We start from the raw sequence: 20,924 nt of genomic DNA on the forward strand, positions 1-20,924 counted from the left end.
TGTTTGGGGCGGCCGCGCGCCCCCCCGCCCCCCCGCCCCCCCCCCCCCCCCCCCCCCACGCCGCCCCCGCGGGGGGGGGCCCGGGGGCCGGCCCCCCCCCCCCGGGCCCCTCGTTGCGTTCCGCGGGCTAGTGCCCCGTGGCCGCGGCCCGCCGGCGGGCCAGCGCGTCGACGCTGGCGGCCAGCAGCAGGACTCCACCGGTGATGATGAAGTTCAGGTACGCCTCGGTGCCCAGCAGGCCCAGGCCGTTGGCGATGATCGCCACGACCAGGCCACCGAGGACGGCGTCACGCACCCGCCCCCGGCCACCGAAGAGGCTGGTGCCACCGATGACCGCAGCGCCGACGGCGTAGAGCAGCGTGTTGCCGCCGCCGGAGCCCGGCGCCACGGAGCCGAGGCGGGCCGCCGCGACGATGCCGCTGATCGCGGCCAGCGTCGAGCCGATCACGAAGACGCTCACGCGGATCCGCGTGACGTTGATGCCGGCGCGCCGGGAGGCCTCCGCGTTGCCGCCGACCGCGTAGACGTGCCGGCCGAAGCCCGTCCGGCCGAGCACGAAGGTCAGGAACAGCAGCAGGATGACCACGAGCGGGATCGCGTACGGGATGCCGGCCAGCACCACACCGGGAGCCGGGGCGCGGTCGACGCTCAGCACCGCCGTCACCAGGACGACGACCGCGGCGATCACGCCGATCCGGACGAGCACCACCGCGAGCGGGGCGTGCGCGAGGCCCTTGGCCTTCTGCACGCGGAACCGGTTGAGCTGCAGCGCGGCGTAGGCGGCGATGGTCAGCAGGGCGAGGACCCAGCCGAGCGCGACCGGCACGTTCTTGTCGCTGATCGCCGAGATCACCGGGTCGCGCACCGGCACCGTGCCGCCCTCGCCGATGAGCCGCAGGGTGAAGCCCTGCCAGCCCAGGAACAGCGCGAGGGTCACGACGAACGACGGGATGCCGACCATCCCGACGAGGCTGCCGGTGAACAGGCCGATGACCACGCCGGTGACGATGGCCGCCAGGACCGCCACCCACCACGGTGAGCCGGCGTCGGCGAGCAGCTTGGCCATGACCGCGGCACAGACGCCGCTGACCACGCCGGCGGACAGGTCGATCTCGCCCAGCAGCAGGACGAAGACCAGCCCCATCGCCAGGATGATGATCGGCGCGGCCTGGTCGGCCAGGTTCGCCATGTTCCGCGGCGTCAGGAAGGTCTCGGGCCGCAGCGCGAAGAACAGCAGCCCGAGGACGACGATGCCGAGGATGGCCGGCAGCGCGCCGAGGTCACCGCCGCGGACCCGGTCGAGGTAGGCCCGGACGGTCGCGCCGAGGGTGTCCGCGCTGCGGTCGGCCTCGAAGCCCGACGGGGCACCGCCCGGCTCCTGCGAGCTGGTCGGCGTGGAGATGGTGCTGGACACGGGTCAGACCTCCACGGCCGCGGCGTCGGCGGGTGCGATGCCCAGGTTGCCCGACCGGCCCGCCGTGATGAGCTCGATCACCTGGGGCCGGTCGACCTGCGAGATCGGCACGTCGGCCGCCATCCGGCCCAGGTACAGGGCGGCGACGCGGTCGGCCACCTCGAAGACGTCGACCATGTTGTGGCTGATGAAGACCACGGCGTGGCCGGTGTCGGCCAGCCGCCGGACCAGGTCGAGCACCTGCCGGGTCTGCGCGACGCCGAGGGCGGCGGTCGGCTCGTCGAGGATGACGAGCTTGGACTCCCAGAGCACGGCCTTGGCGATGGCGACCGTCTGGCGCTGACCGCCGGAGAGGCTGGAGACCAGCTGGCGCACGGACTTCAGGGTCCGGACGGAGAGCTTGCTGAGGGTCTCCCGGGCGGCCACCTCCATGGACGTCTCGTCGAGGAGGATGCCGCTCTTGCGCTCGCGGCCGAGGAACATGTTCTGGACGACGTCGAGGTTGTCGGCCAGCGCGAGGTCCTGGTAGACGACCTCGATGCCGAGGGCGGCGGCCTCGCGCGGCCCGCCGACCGTGACCGGCCGGCCCTCGAAGAGGAACTCCCCGGAGTCGATGGCGTGGATGCCGGCGATGGACTTGATGAGCGTGCTCTTGCCCGCCCCGTTGTCGCCGACGAGCGCGGTGACCTGGCCGGGGTAGACCTTCATGTGCACGTCGTGCAGGACCTGGATGGCGCCGAAGCTCTTGTTGACGCCGCGGAGTTCCAGGGTGGGGGTGCCGTCCTGGGGACGGTCGGTGGGAGCGGACACACCGGGCCTCTCGGTCGCGCTGGGGGGGCTACGGCAGCAGCCGCCGGGGCGTCCCATGATGGGCGCCCCGGCGGCTGGTGACCACTAGGAGATGCCGAGCTCCTGGCACGCGGCGGCGAAGTCGCCGGTGCACAGCTCCTCGGCGGTCACGAACTCGTCGTCCACGACGTCCTTGACGTTGTCGCGGAAGATCGCCTGCGGGGTGAGCAGGACCGACGGGACGTCGCGGCCGCCCTCGGTGTCCTCGACGGTGCCGGTGGTCTCGCCCTCCTCGCCGTTGATCAGCGAGACGGCCAGCTCGGCCAGCGCGTTCGCCTCGTCACGGACCGACTTGTAGACCGTCATGCACTGGTCACCGTTGAGGATGTTCTGCAGGCCCTCGACGGTGGCGTCCTGGCCGGTCACGTTGTTCGCACCGGCGGCGTTGTTGCGGCCGAGGATCTGGATGACCGAGTTGGCGAGGCCGTCGTTGGCGGCCAGCACACCCTGGATGTTGCCGTTGGCCTGGGTGTACATCTGCTCGAAGATCGTCGCGGCCTGCTGGTTGTCCCAGTCCGGCACGGCCTGCTCGGCGACCTGGGTGTACTGGGTCAGCGGGTCGAGGACCTCGTGCGCGCCCGAGGAGAACAGCGTCGCGTTGTTGTCGTCCGGCGAGCCGTTGAGGAACGCGATGTTGCCCTGGGTGACGCCGTTGGCCTCGAGGCACTGCTGCAGGCCCTGGCCCTGCAGCCGGCCGACCTCGGTGTTGTCGAAGGAGACGTAGTACTCGGCCGAGCCACCGAGGGTGAGCCGGTCGTAGTCGATCGTCTGGACGCCCTCCTGGGCGGCCTGCTCCTGGATCTGCGCACCGGAGGCCGAGTCGAGGTTGACGATCGCGAGGACGGTCGCGCCCTCGGTGATCATCTGCTCGGCGATCGTCGCCTGCCGCTGGGCGTCGCCCTCGGCGTTCTGGATGTCGTACTCGACACCGGCCTCCTCGAAGGCCGCCTCGAGGTAGGGGCGGTCGAAGTTCTCCCACCGCACCGAGGACTCGGTGTCGGGGAGGATCACGCCGACCTTGCCGGCGGCCTCGCCGCCACCGCCGCCGCCGCTGTCGCCGCCGCCGCTGTCGCCGCTGTCGCTGCCACACGCAGCGAGGCTGAAGACCAGGGCGGCCGCCAGGGCCGTCATCGTGGTGCGCCGTCGCGCCATGGATGGGTCCACCGTTCCGTCGGGAATCTGCAGAAGTGCGGCGGCCAATATGCGCCCCTGGTCACACGGGTTGCAAGCCCGGGTCGGTGGCGTTGCCGGACCGTGACCTCCGTCCGGGTGAGGTGCCGCGGGCCCCGGTGCCCCGCGCGGGTCGGGTCGCGCTTGGAGCGGCTGTTACCGGCGGGTAACTTCACCTGCGCCGTCCCCGTGCCCGGGCCGGCTCCCACTGCTGCGGAGGTCCCATGTCCCGCTCGCTGCGTGAGGTCGTCTTCGTCGACGGCGTACGCACCCCCTTCGGCAAGGCCGGCCCGAAGGGCATCTACGCGGAGACGCGCGCCGACGACCTGGTCGTGCGCGTGATCCGCGAGCTGCTGCGCCGCAACCCGGCGCTTCCGGCCGACCGGGTCGACGAGGTGGCCATCGCCGCCACCACCCAGATCGGCGACCAGGGCCTGACCATCGGCCGCACCGCCGCGCTGCTCGCCGGGCTGCCGAAGTCGGTGCCCGGCTACGCGATCGACCGCATGTGCGCCGGCGCGATGACCGCCGTCACCACCACCGCGAGCGGCATCGCCTTCGGCGCCTACGACGTCGCCATCGCCGGCGGGGTGGAGCACATGGGCCGCCACCCGATGGGCGAGGGGGCCGACCCCAACCCGCGGTTCTTCAGCGAGAAGCTCGTCGACGGCTCGGCGCTGGTCATGGGCTCCACCGCGGAGAACCTGCACGACCGCTTCCCGCACCTGACCAAGGAGCGCGCCGACGCGTTCGCCCTGGCCAGCCAGCAGAAGTACGCCAAGGCCGTCGCCAACGGGCAGATCGGCCCGGAGCTGGTGCCCGTCGCCACCCGCTCGGCCGAGCACGGCTGGGGCCTGGCCACCGCCGACGAGCCGCCGCGGCCGAACACCACCCTCGAGGGCCTGGGCACGCTCAAGACGCCGTTCCGCCCGTACGGGCACGTGACCGCCGGCAACGCCGCGGGGCTCAACGACGGCGCCACCGGCTGCATCCTCGCCGCCGAGGAGGTCGCGCAGGAGCTGGGCCTGACCGCCGGCATGCGGCTGGTCGGCTACGGCTTCGTGGGCGTCGAGCCCGAGGTGATGGGCGTCGGCCCGGTCCCCTCGACCGAGCGCGCCCTCGCCCGCACCGGCCTGACCATCGACGACATCGGCCTGTTCGAGCTGAACGAGGCCTTCGCCGTCCAGGTGCTGGCCTTCCTCGACCACTTCGGCATCGCCGACGACGACGAGCGGGTCAACCCCTGGGGCGGCGCCATCGCCGTCGGCCACCCGCTGGCCTCCTCCGGCGTCCGCCTGATGACCCAGCTGTCGCGCCAGTTCGCCGAGCGCCCCGACGTCCGCTACGGCCTGACCGCCATGTGCGTGGGCCTGGGCATGGGCGCCACCGTCATCTGGGAGAACACCAACTGGGAGGGTGCGGCCGAGTGAGCGAGCTCGCGAGTGGACCCATGAGCACAGCACCTGCGGTCACGCAGCCGACGAGCGCCAGCGAGGAGTGCAAGTGACCGCCGTCTTCGAGAACGAGGTCGTCACCGCCGCCAGGGTGCGGTACCTGCGGGTGCCCGGCCTGGCCGGCGAGATCGCGCTGATCACGCTGGACAACGGGCACGACCACACCCGCCCGTCCACCTTCGGCCCCGGCGGGCTCGCCTCGCTGGACGCCGCCCTCGACGAGATCGCGGCGCACACCCCGGCGCCGGCGGCCATCGCCGTCACGGGCAAGCCGTTCGTCTTCGCCGTCGGCGCGGACCTCTCCGGCGTCCCGGCGGTGACCTCCGCCGAGGCCGCCCGCGAGATCGCCGAGACCGGCCACCGGGTGTTCCGGCGGCTCAAGGACGCCGGCGTCCCGACGTTCGCGTTCGTCAACGGCGCGGCGCTCGGCGGCGGCCTGGAGCTGGCGCTGCACTGCACCTACCGGACGATCGCCAGCACCGCCGTCGTCGCCTTCCCCGAGGTCTTCCTCGGCCTGGTGCCCGGCTGGGGCGGCACGCAGCTGCTGCCGGACCTGATCGGGATCGACCCGGCGGTCACCGTGATCGTCGAGAACGCGCTGGCGCAGAACAAGGTCACCTCCGGCCCGCGCGCCGCGAAGCTGGGGATCGCCGACGCGCTGTTCGAGCCCGCCGACTTCCTCGAGCGGTCGCTGGAGTGGGCCGCCGCCGTCCTCACCGGGGACGTCACGGTTCCCCGCCCCGAGGCCGACCGGTCGGGCTGGGACGCCGCGATCGAGCGGGCCCGCGGCATCGTCGCCGCCCGCACGCGCAACGCCTCCCCCGGCGCGCTGCGCGCCGTCGAGCTGCTCGACCTGGCCCGCGACGGCGTCGACGGCGAGGCGTTCACCGCCGGCACCGCCGCCGAGGACCAGGCGCTCACCGACCTGCTGATGAGCGACGAGCTCCGCGCCTCGCTCTACGCGTTCGACCTGGTGAACAAGCGGGCCAAGCGGCCGGCCGGCGCGCCGGACAGGTCGCTGGCGCGGAAGGTCACCAAGGTCGGCGTCGTCGGCGCGGGGCTCATGGCCTCGCAGCTGGCGCTGCTGTTCGTCCGCCGGCTCGAGGTGCCCGTCGTCCTCACCGACGTCGACCAGGCGCGGGTGGACAAGGGCGTCGGCTACGTGCACGGGGAACTGGACAAGCTCGCCGGCCGCGGCCGGCTCTCGGCGGACACGCTGAACCGGCTCAAGGGTCTGGTCACCGGGGCGCTGGACAAGGCCGTCTTCGCCGACGCCGACCTCGTCATCGAGGCGGTGTTCGAGGAGATGTCGGTCAAGCAGCAGGTGTTCGCCGAGGTGGAGTCCGTGGTCTCCCCCGAGTGCGTGCTGGCCACCAACACCTCGGCGCTGTCGGTGACCGAGATGGCCTCCAAGCTCGAGCACCCCGAGCGGGTCGTGGGCCTGCACTTCTTCAACCCGGTGGCGGTCCTGCCGCTGCTGGAGGTCGTGCGCGCGGAGCAGACCGACGACGCCGCGCTGGCCACCGCCTTCGCCGTCGGCAAGGCGCTGAAGAAGTCCTGCGTGCTGGTCGCCGACGCCCCGGCGTTCGTCGTCAACCGGCTGCTCACCCGGTTCCTCGGCGAGGTCACCTCGGCCGTCGAGCAGGGGACGCCGGTGGCCGTCGCGGACCGGGCGCTGGACCCGCTGGGCCTGCCCATGTCGCCGTTCGAGCTGCTCACGCTGGTCGGCCCGCCGGTCGCGCTGCACGTGGCCGAGCGGATGCACGAGGCCTTCCCCGACCGGTTCACCGTCGGCGAGGGGCTGCGCAAGATGGTCGAGCTGGGCAAGACCGGCGTCTACTCCGAGCCCGGCGTCGTCGACCCCGACCTCGCCGGCATCGACGAGGGCGACTCGCCGCTGACCGAGGACGAGGTCCGCGACCGCGCGCTGCGGGCGCTGGCCCAGGAGATCCGGCTGATGCTCGACGAGGGCGTCGTCCAGGCCGTGCAGGACATCGACCTGTGCATGGTGCTGGGCGCCGGCTGGCCGTTCTGGCTGGGCGGCATCTCCGCCTACCTCGACCGCACCGGCGTCTCCGAGGCGGTCACCGGCTCGCGGTTCCTGCCGAGGGGCGTGGCGAGCCTCTCCGCCTGAGGGCGCTGACGACGACGGCCCGGGTCCCCGCGAGGGGCCCGGGCCGTCCGCCGTCGCGGCGCCGTCCTGGCTCGCCGTGGCGCGTCCTGGCTCGCCGTGGCGCGTCCTGGCTCGCCGTGGCGCGTCCTGGCTCACCGTGGCGCGTCCTGACTCATGCCCGGCGGTGAGCCAGGACGCAGCACGATCAGGCCGCCTGATCGTGCTGTGTCAGCGGAACTTGCGGGTGAGCGACTCCATCGTCCGGTCGACCGAGGCGATCTTCACGTGCGAGATGCCGCTGGTGGCGCCCGCGGCCAGCATCGCCTCGTGCGCCGCCCGCAGGGTGTCCCACACCGCGTCGGCATCGCCCTCGAGCGTCGTGCCGAGGGCGCCGACCTCGTGCCGCAGCCCGGAAGCGCGGATCACCCGGACGGCGGCCTCGACGAAGGCGTGCGGGTCCTCCGGCGTCCCGGCCGGCGTGGGCGCGACCTGGATCTCCGCGATGACCTGCACGAGCACTCCGTTCCACGGCTTGTCGGCCCTCCTGCAGGGGCCCGCGCCGAGCGTGCGAGGCGTGGGGGGCAGGAGGGTCCTTCTACTGCTGGGCGCCGTCCACGGGCTCGGCGGCCGGCTGCTGCTCGGCCCGCTCGGTGAGCACCGCGGTCCACTCGGCGATCCGGCGGGCGACGTCCTGCTCGGTCAGGCCGCAGTCGGCCAGCACCTGGCCGCGGCTGCCGTGCTCGAGGAACGCCTGCGGCAGGCCCAGCGCGCGCACCGGGACGTCGTGCTGGCGGTCCTGCAGCGCCTGCGACAGCGTCGTCCCGACGCCGCCGGCCCGGCCGCCGTCCTCCACGGTGACGACCAGCCGGTGCGCGGCGGCCATCTCGACGAGCGCGTCGGAGACCGGCAGCACCCAGCGCGGGTCGACGACGGTCACCTCGATGCCGTGGTCGGCGGCCCGCTCGGCGGCGGCCAGGCACATCGGCACCATCGCGCCGACGGCGACCAGCAGCACCTCCTCGCGCTCCCCGCGCCGCAGCACGTCGACCGGGCCGCGCCGCTCCAGTGCCGGGATGTCCAGCGGCGGCGGGCCCTTGGGGAAGCGGACGACGCTCGGCGCGTCGGTGATCGCGACCGCCTCGCGCAGCGCCTCGCGCAGGGTCGGCTCGTCGCGCGGCGCGGCCAGGTGCAGCCCCGGCACGACCGAGCAGATCGACATGTCCCACATGCCGTTGTGCGAGGCGCCGTCGGTGCCGGTGACCCCGGCGCGGTCGAGGACGACGGTGACCGGCTGCCCGTGCAGCGCGACGTCCATGAGCAGCTGGTCGAAGGCCCGGTTGAGGAAGGTCGAGTAGACCGCGACGACCGGGTGCAGCCCGCCCATCGCCATGCCGGCCGCGCTGGTGAGCGCGTGCTGCTCGGCGATGCCGACGTCGTAGGTCCGCTCGGGGTAGCGCTCGGCGAAGGCGGCCAGGCCGGTCGGGTGCAGCATCGCCGCGGTGACGGCGACGACGTCGGCGCGCTCGGCGCCGATGCGCACCAGCTCGTCGGAGAACGCCGTCGTCCAGTCGCGGGCGACGGCGGGGCTGGTGCCGCTGTCGGGGTCGAAGACGCCGGTGGCGTGCCAGGCGTCGATCTGGTCGGTCTCGGCCGGCGGGTAGCCGAAGCCCTTGGTGGTGACCGCGTGCACGATCACCGGGCGGCCGAACGACCGCGCCCGGCGCAGCGCGGACTCCAGCACCTCGACGTCGTGGCCGTCGACCGGGCCGACGTACTTGAGGCCGAGGTCCTCGAACATGCCCTGCGGCGCCAGGACGTCCTTGACGCCCTTCTTCAGGCCGTGCAGCGCGTCGTAGAGCGCCGACCCGACGACCGGGGCCTTGTGCAGCGCCTGACGGATGGCCAGCAGCGCCTGCTCGTAGCCGGGCCGCAGCCGCAGCGTCGCCAGCGCGTCGGCGACGCCGCCGATGGTCGGCGAGTAGGAGCGGCCGTTGTCGTTGACGACGATCACCACCGGCCGGTCCTGGGCGGCGGCGATGTTGTTCAGCGCCTCCCAGGCCATGCCGCCGGTCAGCGCGCCGTCGCCGACGACGGCGACGACGGGGCGCTTGTCCCCGCGGACGGCGAAGGCCTTGGCCAGCCCGTCGGCGTAGGACAGCGCGGTGGAGGCGTGGCTGTTCTCGACCCAGTCGTGCTCGCTCTCGGTGCGGCTCGGGTAGCCCGACAGCCCGCCGCGCTGGCGCAGCCGGTCGAAGCCCTCGACCCGGCCGGTGAGCATCTTGTGCACGTAGGCCTGGTGGCCGGTGTCGAAGACGATCGGCTCGTGCGGGGACTCGAAGACCCGGTGCAGCGCGATGGTGAGCTCGACGGCGCCGAGGTTCGGCCCGAGGTGCCCGCCGGTGCGGGCGACGCTGGTGACCAGTGCGTCACGGATCTCCGCGGCCAGCGCGGGCAGCTGCTCGGGGGGCAGGGCCCGGAGGTCTGCGGGGTCGCGGAGCGAGCGCAGGAGCGACACGGGGAGGAGGTGTCCTCTCTGTCGGCGGCGGGGCACGGCCCTCCGACGGCCGCCGACCCACTGTAGTCGCGCCGCGGCGCGGACCTCCTGCCGAGCCGGGGTCGAGACGGGACGGTTCCGTCACTCCCGACGCTCTGCATCCCGCCCACCCGGCCCATGCCCCTCCCTTCCGTCGGTGATTGACAGAACACGGACGTGCTCGGACGATGCCCGCCATGGACCCCCGCCCGTGGCTGCCCGACCTCTCGGGCCCCTCACGGCGGCTGGTCGAGGCGCTGCGGATGAGCGGGCCCTCGACGCGGGCGCAGTTGGTGGAGCGGACCGGGCTGTCCCGTGCCACGGTGTCCGGCTACGTGGCCGACCTCGTCGACCGCGGGCTGGTGGCACCCGGTGACGACGCGGGCGCGGTCGAGACCGGCGGCCGGCCCGCGCGGCTGGTGCACCTGACCCGCCGGGCCGGCGTCGTCGTCGGGGTCGACATCGGGCGCACCCACGTCCGGGTCGCGGTGGCCGACCTCTCGCACGAGATCGTCGGCGAGGAGACGACCACGCTGCCGGTCGCCGACCTGGACTCCGACGCGGTCCTCGACACCGTGGCCGGGCAGGTGCGGGCCGAGCTGCGGCGGGCCGGCGCCTGCACCGAGGACGTCGTCGGCGCGGTGGTGGGCCTGCCGACGCCGGTGGTCGGCCGGGCGGCGAGCGCGCGCGGCACCGTGGCCCGGTCCAACATCCTGCCGACCTGGTCGGGCCGGACGCCGGCGCCCGCACTCCAGGAGCGGCTCGGCGTCCCGGTGATTGTGGAGAACGACGCGAACCTGGGCGCCGTCGCCGAGGTCCGCTGGGGCGCCGGCCGCGGCTCGCGCGCCACCCTCTACCTGAAGATGGCCACCGGCGTCGGCGGGGCGCTGGTCATCGACGGCGACCTGCTGCGCGGCGTCTCCGGCACCGCCGGCGAGATGGGCCACGTGAGCCTGGACCCGGCCGGCCCGCTGTGCCGCTGCGGCAACCGCGGCTGCCTGGAGCTCACCGCCGGCGGCACCGCCCTGCTGCGGGCCATCCGGACCGCCGCCCCGCACCACACCGACCTGCGGTCGCTGGTGGCCGGCGCCCAGGAGGGCGACCAGGCCTGCCGGCGGCTGATCGCCGACGCCGGCGCCTCGGTCGGCTTCGTCCTCGGCGGCCTGGTCAACGTGCTCAACCCCGACCGCATCGTCGTCGGCGGGGAGCTGGGCACCGCCGGCGACCTGCTCGTCGACCCGCTGCGGCGTGCGCTCGAGCAGTCCGCCATCCCCGCCGCGGCCGAGCAGCTGACCGTGGTCCCCGGCTCGCTCGGGGCCCGCGCGGAGGTGCTCGGCGCGCTGGCGGTCGCGCTCCGGGAGGCCGACCGGCTGACCGGCTAGGGCCCCGGGGGCCCGCGGACGACGACCGGGCCCCCGGGTGCCACTACTACAGGCGGGGGACCCAGGCCTCGCCGCGCAGCGCCCCGGCGACCACCTCCACGCCGCGCGCCGCCGCGGCCAGCCGCGCACCCTCCCGCTCGTAGGCGGCGACGGCGGCCTCGATGGCGTCCGGCGGCAGGTGGTCGGCCAGCTCGACGCGGACCGTGCGCCAGCCCGCCCGCGCCGCCTCGAGGCCGGCCGCGACGTGGTCGCCGGCGAACCGGGCGAGCAGCAGCGGGTAGCGGCGCAGCACCTCGTGGGCGCGGTAGTCGGGCGGGACGAGGTCGAACAGCCAGGCCACCGCGGTGTGCTCCCAGTCGGGGGCGCCCGGAGGCCGCACCTGCTCCGGCCAGCCCGGAGGCACGCTCGCACCCACGTCCGGCATCCTGCCGCAGGTCGAACACGTGTTCGACCTCGGGCACGCCGTCGTCACCCGGTCGTGATCACCGACGGACCCCCGCCCCCTGCGGGGTCCCGCCGCGAGCGCGCGAGTGGCGGGGGGCAGGGGGTCGTTCGTCAGTCCCTCTGGCGCTTGAGCCAGAACTGCTCGAAGCCCCAGGTGCCCGCGCCGCTGGAGTGGTAGCTGACCAGCTCCCACCCCTCGCCACCGAGCCGGTTGAGCACCGAGCTGGTGTCCCCCTGCTGCCGCTCCAGCGAGCCGCCGGGCAGCTTGACGCTCACCCCCGCGCGCTGCGACTCGGTGTCGTTGGCCGTGATGACCGAGGCGTACTCCCAGGTGGTCACGGAGAGCACCGTAACGAAGGCCCCGGAGCGGGTGCCGGGTCAGCCGGTCAGGCGGCGGGCACCAGCAGGGCGACGCACTCCACGTGCGCGGTCATCGGGAACGCGTCGAAGGCGCGCAGGGCGGCCAGGCGGTACCCGGCGCCGGCGAAGGCGGCGACGTCGCGGCCGAGCGACGCCGGGTCGCAGGCGACGTAGACGACGGCGCGCGCCCCGGTGCCGGCCAGCACCCGGCTCACCGCGGCGCCCGCCCCGGCGCGCGGCGGGTCGAGCACCACGACGTCGGGCGCGCCGCCGAGCTCCTCCAGCAGCCCGGTGAGCCCCTCGGCGTCCACCTCGCCCTGCCACACCTCGGCCTGCGGCAGGTGGCCCAGGTTGACCTCCGCGGCGGCGCACGCGTCGGCGTCGGCCTCCACGCACACCACCCGGCCGGGCTCCCCCACCCCGGGCGCCAGCGCGCCGCCGAACAGGCCGGCGCCGGCGTACAGGTCGAGCACGGTCTCCCCCGGCCGCACGCCGGCCAGCGCGGAGACCGCGCCGACGAGCGCGTCGGCGGCCGACTCGTGCACCTGCCAGAAACCGGTGCCCTCGACCTCCCAGTCCCGCCCGGCGGCGTGGCGCCCGGCGCGCCCGGCCGGCTCGGCGGGGACGTCGTCGCCCGGCCGCAGCACGCGGGTCGACGTCGGCACGCCGCGGCGGTCCAGCCGCGTGGTGGTCACCGTGCCCGCGGAGTCGACGGCGACGTCCACCGCACCGGCGCCGGGCCAGCGCCGCGACAGCACCGCCCGCGCCGCGGGCTCGACGGTGATCGGGCAGTCGTCGAGCACGTGCACGTCGTGCGAGCGGTGCCGGCGCAGCCCCGGCACCCCGTCCCGGCCGACGGCGAACCGCGCCCGCGACCGCCAGCGCAGCGGCCCGCCGGGCAGCGCCTCGACGGCGAGGCCGGCCAGCACCGGGTCGGCGGCGTCCACCCCGCCGAGCCGGGTGAGCTGCTCGCGGACGACGTCGGCCTTGAGCCGAAGCTGCCCCTCCCAGGAGACGTGCTGCCAGTCGCAGCCGCCGCAGCGCCCCGGGCCGCTGTGCGGGCAGGGCCGCTCCACCCGGTCGGCTGCCGCCTCGAGCACCTCGACGGCGTCGGCGCGGCAGTAGCCGGGCTGGCGGTCCTCGGTGACCCGGACGACCACCCGCTCGCCGGGCAGCGCGTGGCGGACGAACACCACCCGACCCTCGTGCCGGGCCACGCAGTGCCCGCCGTGCGCCACCGGGCCGACGGTCACCTCGAACTCCCGGCCGGTCCACCCCGCCCCCCGGTCGGGCCGGGCCGCGCGGGCCGCGCGGGCCGCCGGACGGCGCCGCCGGTCAGCCATAGGGGGTGGCCTCGACCTGGTCGTCGGTGAGGCCGCGGCGCAGGTCGCCGGGCATGGGGCCGGCACGCCGGTCGTCCTCGTCCCCGCGGCCGATGGAGCTCTCCAGCTGCCACGGCACCGTGGTGATCATGACGCCGGGCTGGAACTGCAGCCGGGCGCGCAGCCGCAGCGCGCTCTGGTTGTGCAGCACGTTCTCCCACCAGTGGCCGACGACGTACTGCGGCACGAACACGATGACCAGCTCCCGCGGGCTGTCCCGCCGGATGCCCTTCACGTAGTCGACGACCGGCCGGGTGATCTCCCGGTACGGCGACTCCAGCACCGTCAGCGGGACCGGGACGTCGTAGCGCTCCCAGTCCGCCTGCAGCGAGCGGGTGTCGCCCGGGTCCACGTTGACCGTCAGCGCGGTCAGCACGTCGGGCCGGGTGGCGCGGGCGAAGGCCAGCGCCCGCAGCGTCGGCTTGTGCACCTTGGACACCAGCACGATCGCGTGCACCTTGCTGGGCAGCAGGCGGGCGTCGGTGTCGGGCACCAGCTGCTCGGCCACGTGCGAGTAGTGCCGGTTGATCGCCTTCATGAGCACGAACAGCACCGGCATCACGAGGATGACCAGGTAGGCACCGCGGGTGAACTTCGTGATCACGATGATCAGCAGCACGACGGTGGTCAGGCTGCCGCCGATGGTGTTGATCACCTGCGAGCGGCGCATCCGCCGCTTCTCGGCCGCGTCGCTCGACAGCCGGATCTCCCGGTTCCAGTGCCGGACCATGCCCCACTGGCCGATCGTGAAGCTGGTGAAGACCCCGACGATGTACATCTGGATCAGCCGGTTCGGGTCGGCGTCGAACGCCAGGATGAGCAGCGCCGCGAAGCCGGCCAGCAGCAGGATGCCGTTGCTGTAGACCAGCTTGTCGCCGCGGGTGTGCAGCTGACGGGGCAGGAACCGGTCCTGCGCGAGCACCGAGCCCAGCAGCGGGAACCCGTTGAAGGCCGTGTTCGCGGCGAGGATGAGGACCAGCGCGGTGGCCGCCTGGATGTAGAAGAAGCCGACCGACTGGTCGCCGCCGAAGGTGGCCGCGGCGAGCTGGGCGATGACCGTGCGCTGGGGATCGGTCTCGCAGTCGCCCGGGAAGCCGACGAGGTCGCAGGTGTTCTCCGCATAGCGGACGTCGCCGAACAGGGCGAGCGCGGTGACGCCGGCGAACATCGTCGCGGCGATCCCGCCCATGAGCGCGAGCGTCGTCGCGGCGTTCTTGGACTTCGGCGGGCGGAACGCGGGGACGCCGTTGGCGATGGCCTCGACCCCGGTCAGCGCGGTGCACCCGGAGGCGAAGGCGCGCAGCGCGAAGAACACCAGCGCGACGCCGCCCAGGTCGTCGTAGCCCGCCTCGGGCACGACCGACCAGCCGGCGCTCTCGGCGATGACCGGGGAGTCGGTGAAGAGGTCGCGGATCAGCCCGGTGACGATCATGACCATGATCCCGACGACGAACAGGTACGTCGGGACGGCGAACGTCTTGCCCGACTCCCGCACCCCGCGGAGGTTGGTCGCCGCCAGCAGCGCGACGAGCCCGACGGCGATGAGCACGCGGTGCTCGTTGAGCGCGGGGAACGCCGAGATGATGTTGTCGGTGCCCGCCGACACGGACACGGCCACGGTGAGCACGTAGTCGACCAGCAGCGCGCTGGCGACGGTGAGCCCGGCGAACTGGCCGTGGTTCTTCATCGCGACCTCGTAGTCGCCGCCGCCCGAGGGGTAGGCGTGCACCACCTGGCGGTAGGACAGCACGACGGTCGCCAGCAGCAGCACGACGACGACGGCCAGCCACGGCGCGAGGAACAGGAACGCGGTGCCGGCCAGCGTCAGGACGATGAGGATCTCCTGGGTGGCGTAGGCCACGGAGGAGAGCGGGTCGCTGGCGAAGATCGGCAGCGCCAGGGACTTCGGGAGCAGGGACTCCCCTGCGCGGTCGCTGCGGACCGGCCGGCCCACGACGAGCCGTTTGGGGAGTTGTCCGAGGTCGGACAGCTTGGGCACGGCGGCGATGGTACGGACGCGGGGGCACCCGGTGCCGCCCCGCGCCGGGCGCCCCGCCCGGAGGGGGCACGTGATCCGGGCGCACCCCCGGACCGCCCGCGGACGGGTGTAGCTTCGCGCCCTGGACCGCGGGCGGACGGCGCCCGTGCGAGGCATGCGGGAGCGACACGTGCACGTGGTCGTCATGGGCTGCGGCCGTGTCGGCTCGGCCATCGCGCGACGGCTGGAGCAGATCGGCCACAGCGTCGCGGTGATCGACCAGGACCCGGAGGCCTTCCGCCGGCTGGGGCCCGAGTTCACCGGCCGGCAGGTGACCGGCCTGGGCTTCGACCGGCAGGTGCTGCTCGACGCCGGCATCGACTCCGCCGGCGCGTTCGCGGCGGTCAGCAGCGGCGACAACTCGAACATCATCAGCGCGCGCGTGGCGCGGGAGACCTTCGGCGTCCAGCACGTCGTCGCCCGGATCTACGACTCCAAGCGCGCCGAGGTGTTCGAGCGGATGGGCATCCCCAGCGTCGCGACCGTGCCGTGGACGGTGAACCGGCTGCTGCGCGAGCTGCTGTCGGTGAAGGTCAGCGAGATCTGGCGGGAGCCCACCGGCCGCGTGCTGCTGATGCGGGTGACCGTCACCGACGGCTGGGTGGGCCGCAAGCTCTCCGAGCTCGAGGCCGCCTCCGGCGCCCGGGCCGCCTGGCTGGTCCGCTTCGGGGATGCGCAGCTGCCCACCCCCTCCACCGTGCTGCAGGACGGCGACCAGCTCGTCGTCGCGGCCACCGACGAGATCTCCGACCGCGTGCACCAGACGGTCGAGCACCCCGAGGGGGGCAGGGCCTGATGCGCGTGGCCATCGTGGGCGCCGGGGCGGTCGGCCGCTCCATCGCCGGGGAGCTGCTCAACAACGGGCACACCGTGATGCTCATCGAGAAGGACGGCCGCAAGGTCCGCACCCGCGCGGTACCGGGCGCGGAGTGGGTCCAGGCCGACGCCTGCGAGGTCTCCTCCCTCGAGGAGGCCCAGCTGGCCACCTGCGACGTCGTCGTCGCGGCCACCGGCGACGACAAGGCCAACCTCGTCGTCTCGCTGCTGGCCAAGACCGAGTTCGCGGTCAACCGCGTCGTCGCCCGGGTCAAGGACCCGCGCAACGAGTGGCTCTACACCGAGGCGTGGGGCGTCGACGTCGCCGTCTCCACCCCGCGGGTGCTCGCCGCGCTGGTCGAGGAGGCGGTGACCGTCGGCGACGTCGTCCGGCTGATGAGCTTCCGCAAGGGCGCGGCCAACCTGGTCGAGATCACCCTCGCCGAGAACACCCCGTGGGCCGGCCGGCCGCTGCGCGAGGTGCCGCTGCCGCGGGAGACGGTGCTGACGGCGATGCTCCGCGGCGACCGGGTCATCACCCCCACCCCGGACGAGCCGCTCGAGGTCGGCGACGAGCTGCTGTTCGTCACGCACGCCGACGTCGAGGAGCAGCTCCAGCAGGTCCTCTCGCCGACCGCCCTCTAACCGGCCTCGTCCCGGGGCCCGCCCTGAGCCTGCGATGGGTGGGGAGGACGAGGTGCTTCCACCGTCTCCACGCGGTGGCGGTGCAGGCGGGCGACGACCCAGAGGGTGAGCGCGAGGGCGGCGGCGGTCACCGGCAGGCCGAGGACGAGCGAGGCGACGCCGAGCAGGTCCTCCTCGTCGGCGAGGTAGAGCGGCGTCTGCACGGCGACGCGCAGCAGGAACGTCAGCGCCCAGACGACGGTCAGCCAGCCGTAGGCGCGCACCATCCGCGGGTCGTCGCGCCAGTGCCGCTCGGGCTCCGGGTCGACCGGGCGCCCCGACTGCGCGGGCGCCGGCTCCGGCGGGGGCGGAGGCGGCTGGTGGTGCAGCCGGGCGCGGGCGCTGTCGACGCGGCGGCGCAGGCCGGGCATCGAGTGCGCGGCCATCGACCCCAGGTGGCTCGGCGCGAGCCACTCGGCGACCACGCCGACCAGCGGCCAGCGCAGCGGCACCGAGCCCAGCAGCACGACGCCGATGACGGCGTTGCGGATGATGCCCGGCACGAAGTAGTTGCGCGCCTGACCCGAGGCCGCGGCGATGGCGACCGCCACCGCGACGCCGAACAGGCCGCTGAACGCCTGCTGCACGCTCTCCCGGCGGACCAGCCGGACGAGCAGGATCAGGACGGCGGCGCCGATCGCGGCCCAGATCCCGGTGCGCAGGTCGCCGATCGCGTTGGCGACGATGAAGGCCAGCGTGGGCAGGGTCGCGTCGACCATGCCGCGCCAGCCGCCGAGCTGCTCCAGCACCATGTGCCGGTCGAAGGTGACCCCTCGGCCCGTGTCCTCGGTCGTGGTGCCGTCCGCGTGCGTGGGCTCCTGGTGCGGTGCTGCTCCCCCGGTATCGCGCCGGCCGTCGTCGTCGGCCGCCGGGATCACCCCGCGCTCAGCTCGTACCAGGGGTTGTAGATGACCTTGCGGCCGTCGAAGTTGGCGAACCGGCCGCGGGCGGTCAGCGTCCGGCCGGGCTCGATGCCGGGGATGCGCCTGCGGCCCAGCCAGACCAGGGTGACCGAGCCGGAGCCGTCGAACAGCTCCGCCTCCAGGGTGGGGACCGTCTCGCGCGGGGTGTAGACGACCGACTTCAGCCGGCCGGTCACGGTCACCACCGCCCCCTTGCGGCAGGCGCTCACCGGCTCGCAGCCGGCGCGGTCGGACTCCTCGCGCAGCTCCTGCGCGTCGATGGTGGAGTCGTCGGCGGTCAGCCGCTGCAGGGTGCGTGCGAGCCAGCCGCCGGGACGGGTCTGTGTCACGGTTCCAGGGTAGTGCTGCCCACCCGGCCGGCGGCGCGTTCCCCCAGCCACGCGCGGACCACCGCCCAGGCCTCCCCCGCCGGGTCGATGGGCACCCGGTGACCGCCCGGGACGGTGCGCACCGTCACCCGGTCACCCGCGTCCGCGGCCGCCGCCGCGTACCGCTTCGACTGCTCGGGCGGCACGACGTCGTCGTCGGTGCCGTGCACGCACAGCACGTCGGCGCCGGTGGGCAGCAGCCCGACCGGGTCGGCGACCGCGTAGCGGCCGGGCACCTCCCCCGGCTCCCCGCCGAGGAACTCCTGGACGGCGCTGCGGCCCAGGCGCTGCTCCGCCACCCGGCCCAGGTCCACGAGGCCGGCCTGCAGGACCGCCGCGGTCACCCGCACCCGCGGCGCGGCGCCGGGCGCGCCGGCCGGCAGCCGCCCCCGCCCGGCGGCCCACGCGGCCAGGTGCCCGCCGGCGGAGTGCCCGACGACGGTGAGCGAGCCGAGGTCCAGCCGGCCGGCGTCCGCGAGGTCCGGGAGCGCGTCGAGCGCCGCGGCGACGTCCTCCAGGGTGGCCGGCCACCCGCCGCCGCTGCCGACCCGCCGGTACTCCACGGCGACGGCGGCGTACCCGGCCGCGGCGAGGTCGGCGGCCAGCGGGCGGGCCAGCTCGATGCCGTACGCGGCCCGCCAGAACCCGCCGTGCAGCACGACGACCACCGGCGCCGGGTCCTGCGCGACGACCACCGGCGCCGGGTCCTGCGCGACGACGGGCGCCGGGTCCTGCGCGACGACCACCGGCGCCGGGTGCTGCCGCTCCGGCAGGGTCAGCTCGAGGAACTGGTCGGGGTGCGGGCCGTAGGCGACGACGGCGGGGGTCACGCGGTCGGCCGCGGCGGGGCCGGCGGGCGGCCCGGCTGCTGCCCGGCCTGCTGCTGGCGGGCCAGCTGCGCGGCGGCCTGCGGCGGGAGGGTGAGCGGCAGCTGCTCGCGCACCGGCATGGGCGAGGTGCCCCGGACGACGACGACCTTGCGGAAGACGTCCTCGAGCACCGCCGCCGCCTCGGGCGACTCGGCGGCCGGGCCGCTGATCATCCCGCGGAGGAACCAGCGCGGACCGTCGACGCCGAGGAAGCGCGCGGCGCGGCGCACCGGCTTCGGCGGGGGGCCGCCGGGCTGGGCGGGCGGGGTCACCACCACGGTGCCGGCCAGCTCGGGGCCGAACGGGCCCTCGGTCTCCTGCAGCCGCCCGCCCTGGCCGGAGGCGCTGCGGGCGAGCTCGGCGCGGACGTCGTCCCAGATGCCGGCGGCGCGGGGCGCGGCGAAGGCGGACAGCTGCAGCAGCGAGTCGCCGTAGCGCAGGGTCGCGCCGATCACCTTCTGCTGCTGGTTGAGGTCCACCCGCAGCTCGGTCCCGGGGACGGCGGGCAGCCGCAGCGCGCCCAGGTCGACGCGGGGCGCGCCGTCGTCGGGGGCGTCGGCCTCGTCGTAGGGGCCGGTGGTCTCCTCGACGTCGCGCTCGCGGTGCTGGGGCTCGGGCGGGACGCCGCGCTCGCGCAGGCTGCGGTCGATCCGGTTGCGCCGTCGTCCGAAGGGCATCTCAGGCCTCCTGTCCCGCGCCGGTGGACCCGTGCCCGCCCTCGCCGCGGACGCTCTCCGGCAGCGCCTCGACCGGCACGAAGCGCGCGGTGACGACCGGCTGCACGACCAGCTGGGCGACCCGGTCGCCCGCGCGCAGCGTCAGCGGGGTGGCCGGGTCGAGGTTCACGAGGTTCACCTTGATCTCGCCGCGGTAGCCGGCGTCGATGGTGCCGGGGGCGTTGACCAGGCTGAGGCCGTGCCGGGCGGCGAGGCCCGAGCGCGGGTGCACGAACCCGGCGTAGCCCTCGGGGATGGCCACGGCCACGCCGGTGCCCACGAGCGCGCGCTCGAACGGTGCCAGGTGCACGTCCTCGGTGACGGTGAGGTCGGCGCCCGCGTCGCCGGGCAGCGCGTAGCGCGGGGGTGTCGCCCCCGCCGCGGTCAGCCGGACGGGGACCTCGAGGGGGTCGGCCACGACGGCGACCCTAACCGCGCCGGGGCGGGGTCGGCGGACCGGCCGGGACCTCAGGCCGGACCGCGGCGCAGGTCGGCGCGGACCCGGCGGGCGAGGGTCTCGGTGGCCTTGAGGTTGCCTCGGCCGCCGAGCGCCGCGCCGACGAACAGCGGCGCGGCCGAGCCGAGGCCGCGGGCCATCCGGCGGGACAGCCGGCGGCGCAGGGCGCGGAACCCGGCGGTGCCGAGGACGACGCCCAGCCCCTCCCGCGCGCCGGTCTCGACGGCGCGCTGCTGGGTCCAGCTGGAGAGGTAGGCGGCGGCGCGCTCGGCGGCGGTGCCGCCGGCCGGCCGGCCCGCGAGCTCGTGCAGCTCGCCGAGGAGGACGACCTCGACGCCGGCGGTGAGCAGGGTCTCGGCGCCGAGCTCCAGGGGCAGGGCCACCAGCGACCCGGGCACGAACCAGTGGGCCGCGGAGAGCCCGCCGGTGGCCGCGCCGACCGCGGCGGTGAGCCGCGCCGAGCGGGTGACGAGGGCGTCGGCGATCTCCTCGTCCGACCTCCCGGGGTAGGCGGCGCGCAGCCGGGCGGCGTCGCGGACGGGCAGCCGGGGTGCGGCGGCGGCGAGCAACTCGCCGAGCACGCCGATCGGGCCCCGGCCCGCCTCGTCGTCGTCGGGCCCGCCCTCGCCGGGTGACCCCGGGCGGCGGGCGGCGCCGGCCGCGGCGGCGCCCAGGGCGGTGATGACGTCGCGGAGGACGCCGGCGGCCGACCGCCGGGTGTCCGGCTGCCCGGGGGCGGGCGCCTCGTCGGCGCCCCCGCCGAGCAGCCGGGTCACGGCGTCGGCGACAGTGCGGGCCGCCCGCCCCAGGCCGGTGTCCTCGGACAGCCAGGCCGGACCGTCCCCCGACCGGTCCGGGGGGGGGGGGGGGGGGGGGGGGGGGGGGGGGGGGGGGGGGGGGGGGGGGGGGGGGGGGGGGGGGGGGGGGGGGGGGGGGGGGGGGGGGGGGGGGG

The 20,924-nt window shown here is 75.3% G+C and carries 20 protein-coding genes; 5 read left to right on the plus strand and 15 right to left on the minus strand.

Annotated features, from left to right (window positions below; genetic code table 11):
- Positions 1 to 127: 127 nt before the first annotated feature.
- From ACI8AR_RS23095 to ACI8AR_RS23105, 3 genes are all read right to left on the minus strand, one after another.
- A complete protein-coding gene (locus ACI8AR_RS23095; RefSeq protein WP_457053074.1) occupies positions 128 to 1,414 on the minus strand; it encodes a sugar ABC transporter permease in 1,287 nt (428 codons plus the stop codon).
- A gap of 3 nt (positions 1,415 to 1,417) precedes the next feature.
- Positions 1,418 to 2,224 (minus strand): ATP-binding cassette domain-containing protein, encoded by an 807-nt coding sequence (locus ACI8AR_RS23100; RefSeq protein ID WP_457053075.1) that lies wholly within the window; start codon positions 2,222 to 2,224, stop codon positions 1,418 to 1,420.
- Between the two features lie 84 nt (positions 2,225 to 2,308).
- Positions 2,309 to 3,415, minus strand: a complete 1,107-nt coding sequence (locus ACI8AR_RS23105; protein ID WP_457053076.1) for a sugar ABC transporter substrate-binding protein — start codon at positions 3,413 to 3,415, stop codon at positions 2,309 to 2,311.
- A gap of 242 nt (positions 3,416 to 3,657) precedes the next feature.
- Between ACI8AR_RS23105 and ACI8AR_RS23110 the strand changes: the two genes are divergently transcribed.
- On the plus strand, positions 3,658 to 4,863 hold the full coding sequence (locus ACI8AR_RS23110) for a thiolase family protein (protein ID WP_457053077.1): 1,206 nt from the start codon (positions 3,658 to 3,660) through the stop codon (positions 4,861 to 4,863).
- A 73-nt stretch (positions 4,864 to 4,936) separates the two neighbouring features.
- Positions 4,937 to 7,021 carry a 3-hydroxyacyl-CoA dehydrogenase NAD-binding domain-containing protein gene (locus ACI8AR_RS23115; RefSeq protein WP_457053078.1) on the plus strand — a complete coding sequence of 695 codons (2,085 nt, stop codon included), beginning with the start codon at positions 4,937 to 4,939 and terminating at the stop codon, positions 7,019 to 7,021.
- Between the two features lie 207 nt (positions 7,022 to 7,228).
- Here the strand turns inward: ACI8AR_RS23115 and ACI8AR_RS23120 are convergent, their stop codons facing one another.
- Entirely contained in the window at positions 7,229 to 7,513 is a 285-nt protein-coding gene (locus tag ACI8AR_RS23120) for a thiamine-binding protein (protein WP_457053079.1), read from the minus strand.
- An 82-nt stretch (positions 7,514 to 7,595) separates the two neighbouring features.
- Complete coding sequence (dxs, locus tag ACI8AR_RS23125; protein WP_457053080.1) at positions 7,596 to 9,515, minus strand: 1-deoxy-D-xylulose-5-phosphate synthase; 1,920 nt, start codon at positions 9,513 to 9,515, stop codon at positions 7,596 to 7,598.
- Positions 9,516 to 9,730: 215 nt separating this feature from the next.
- Here dxs and ACI8AR_RS23130 point away from each other — a divergent pair, with 215 nt between their 5' ends.
- Positions 9,731 to 10,915, plus strand: a complete 1,185-nt coding sequence (locus tag ACI8AR_RS23130; protein WP_456937033.1) for an ROK family protein — start codon at positions 9,731 to 9,733, stop codon at positions 10,913 to 10,915.
- 46 nt (positions 10,916 to 10,961) lie between these two features.
- On the opposite strand, the gene ACI8AR_RS23135 is transcribed toward ACI8AR_RS23130, so the two are convergent.
- The 4 genes from ACI8AR_RS23135 to ACI8AR_RS23150 form a co-directional block, all read right to left on the minus strand.
- Complete coding sequence (locus tag ACI8AR_RS23135; protein ID WP_457053081.1) at positions 10,962 to 11,330, minus strand: hypothetical protein; 369 nt, start codon at positions 11,328 to 11,330, stop codon at positions 10,962 to 10,964.
- Between the two features lie 140 nt (positions 11,331 to 11,470).
- Entirely contained in the window at positions 11,471 to 11,698 is a 228-nt protein-coding gene (locus ACI8AR_RS23140; protein WP_387990871.1) for a DUF4177 domain-containing protein, read from the minus strand.
- Between the two features lie 47 nt (positions 11,699 to 11,745).
- On the minus strand, positions 11,746 to 13,062 hold the full coding sequence (locus ACI8AR_RS23145) for a class I SAM-dependent RNA methyltransferase (protein WP_457053082.1): 1,317 nt from the start codon (positions 13,060 to 13,062) through the stop codon (positions 11,746 to 11,748).
- A complete protein-coding gene (locus ACI8AR_RS23150; RefSeq protein ID WP_457053083.1) occupies positions 13,055 to 15,100 on the minus strand; it encodes an APC family permease in 2,046 nt (681 codons plus the stop codon). The genes ACI8AR_RS23145 and ACI8AR_RS23150 overlap by 8 nt, the downstream gene beginning before the upstream one ends.
- Before the next feature lie 154 nt (positions 15,101 to 15,254).
- Here ACI8AR_RS23150 and ACI8AR_RS23155 point away from each other — a divergent pair, with 154 nt between their 5' ends.
- The gene (locus tag ACI8AR_RS23155) at positions 15,255 to 15,935 is read left to right on the plus strand and encodes a potassium channel family protein (RefSeq protein ID WP_457053084.1); all 681 of its coding nucleotides are present in this window, start codon (positions 15,255 to 15,257) and stop codon (positions 15,933 to 15,935) included.
- Entirely contained in the window at positions 15,935 to 16,600 is a 666-nt protein-coding gene (locus ACI8AR_RS23160; RefSeq protein WP_387990860.1) for a potassium channel family protein, read from the plus strand. The genes ACI8AR_RS23155 and ACI8AR_RS23160 overlap by 1 nt, the downstream gene beginning before the upstream one ends.
- On the opposite strand, the gene ACI8AR_RS23165 is transcribed toward ACI8AR_RS23160, so the two are convergent.
- The 6 genes from ACI8AR_RS23165 to ACI8AR_RS23190 are packed head-to-tail and all read right to left on the minus strand — an operon-like array spanning position 16,597 to position 20,748.
- Entirely contained in the window at positions 16,597 to 17,517 is a 921-nt protein-coding gene (locus ACI8AR_RS23165; protein WP_457053085.1) for a DUF3159 domain-containing protein, read from the minus strand. The genes ACI8AR_RS23160 and ACI8AR_RS23165 overlap by 4 nt on opposite strands.
- The gene (locus tag ACI8AR_RS23170) at positions 17,514 to 17,891 is read right to left on the minus strand and encodes an OB-fold nucleic acid binding domain-containing protein (RefSeq protein ID WP_456928660.1); all 378 of its coding nucleotides are present in this window, start codon (positions 17,889 to 17,891) and stop codon (positions 17,514 to 17,516) included. Before ACI8AR_RS23170 ends, ACI8AR_RS23165 begins: the two co-directional genes overlap by 4 nt.
- Positions 17,888 to 18,760: an alpha/beta fold hydrolase gene (locus ACI8AR_RS23175; protein ID WP_457053086.1), complete on the minus strand. Its 873-nt coding sequence runs from the start codon at positions 18,758 to 18,760 to the stop codon at positions 17,888 to 17,890. The genes ACI8AR_RS23170 and ACI8AR_RS23175 overlap by 4 nt, the downstream gene beginning before the upstream one ends.
- Positions 18,757 to 19,476: a DUF3710 domain-containing protein gene (locus ACI8AR_RS23180; RefSeq protein ID WP_457053087.1), complete on the minus strand. Its 720-nt coding sequence runs from the start codon at positions 19,474 to 19,476 to the stop codon at positions 18,757 to 18,759. Before ACI8AR_RS23180 ends, ACI8AR_RS23175 begins: the two co-directional genes overlap by 4 nt.
- 1 nt (position 19,477) lies before the next feature.
- Entirely contained in the window at positions 19,478 to 19,933 is a 456-nt protein-coding gene (dut, locus tag ACI8AR_RS23185) for a dUTP diphosphatase (protein ID WP_457053088.1), read from the minus strand.
- Between the two features lie 50 nt (positions 19,934 to 19,983).
- The gene (locus ACI8AR_RS23190; protein WP_457053089.1) at positions 19,984 to 20,748 is read right to left on the minus strand and encodes a hypothetical protein; all 765 of its coding nucleotides are present in this window, start codon (positions 20,746 to 20,748) and stop codon (positions 19,984 to 19,986) included.
- Positions 20,749 to 20,924 lie beyond the last annotated feature (176 nt).

The organism is Geodermatophilus sp. SYSU D01036 (assembly GCF_054050435.1).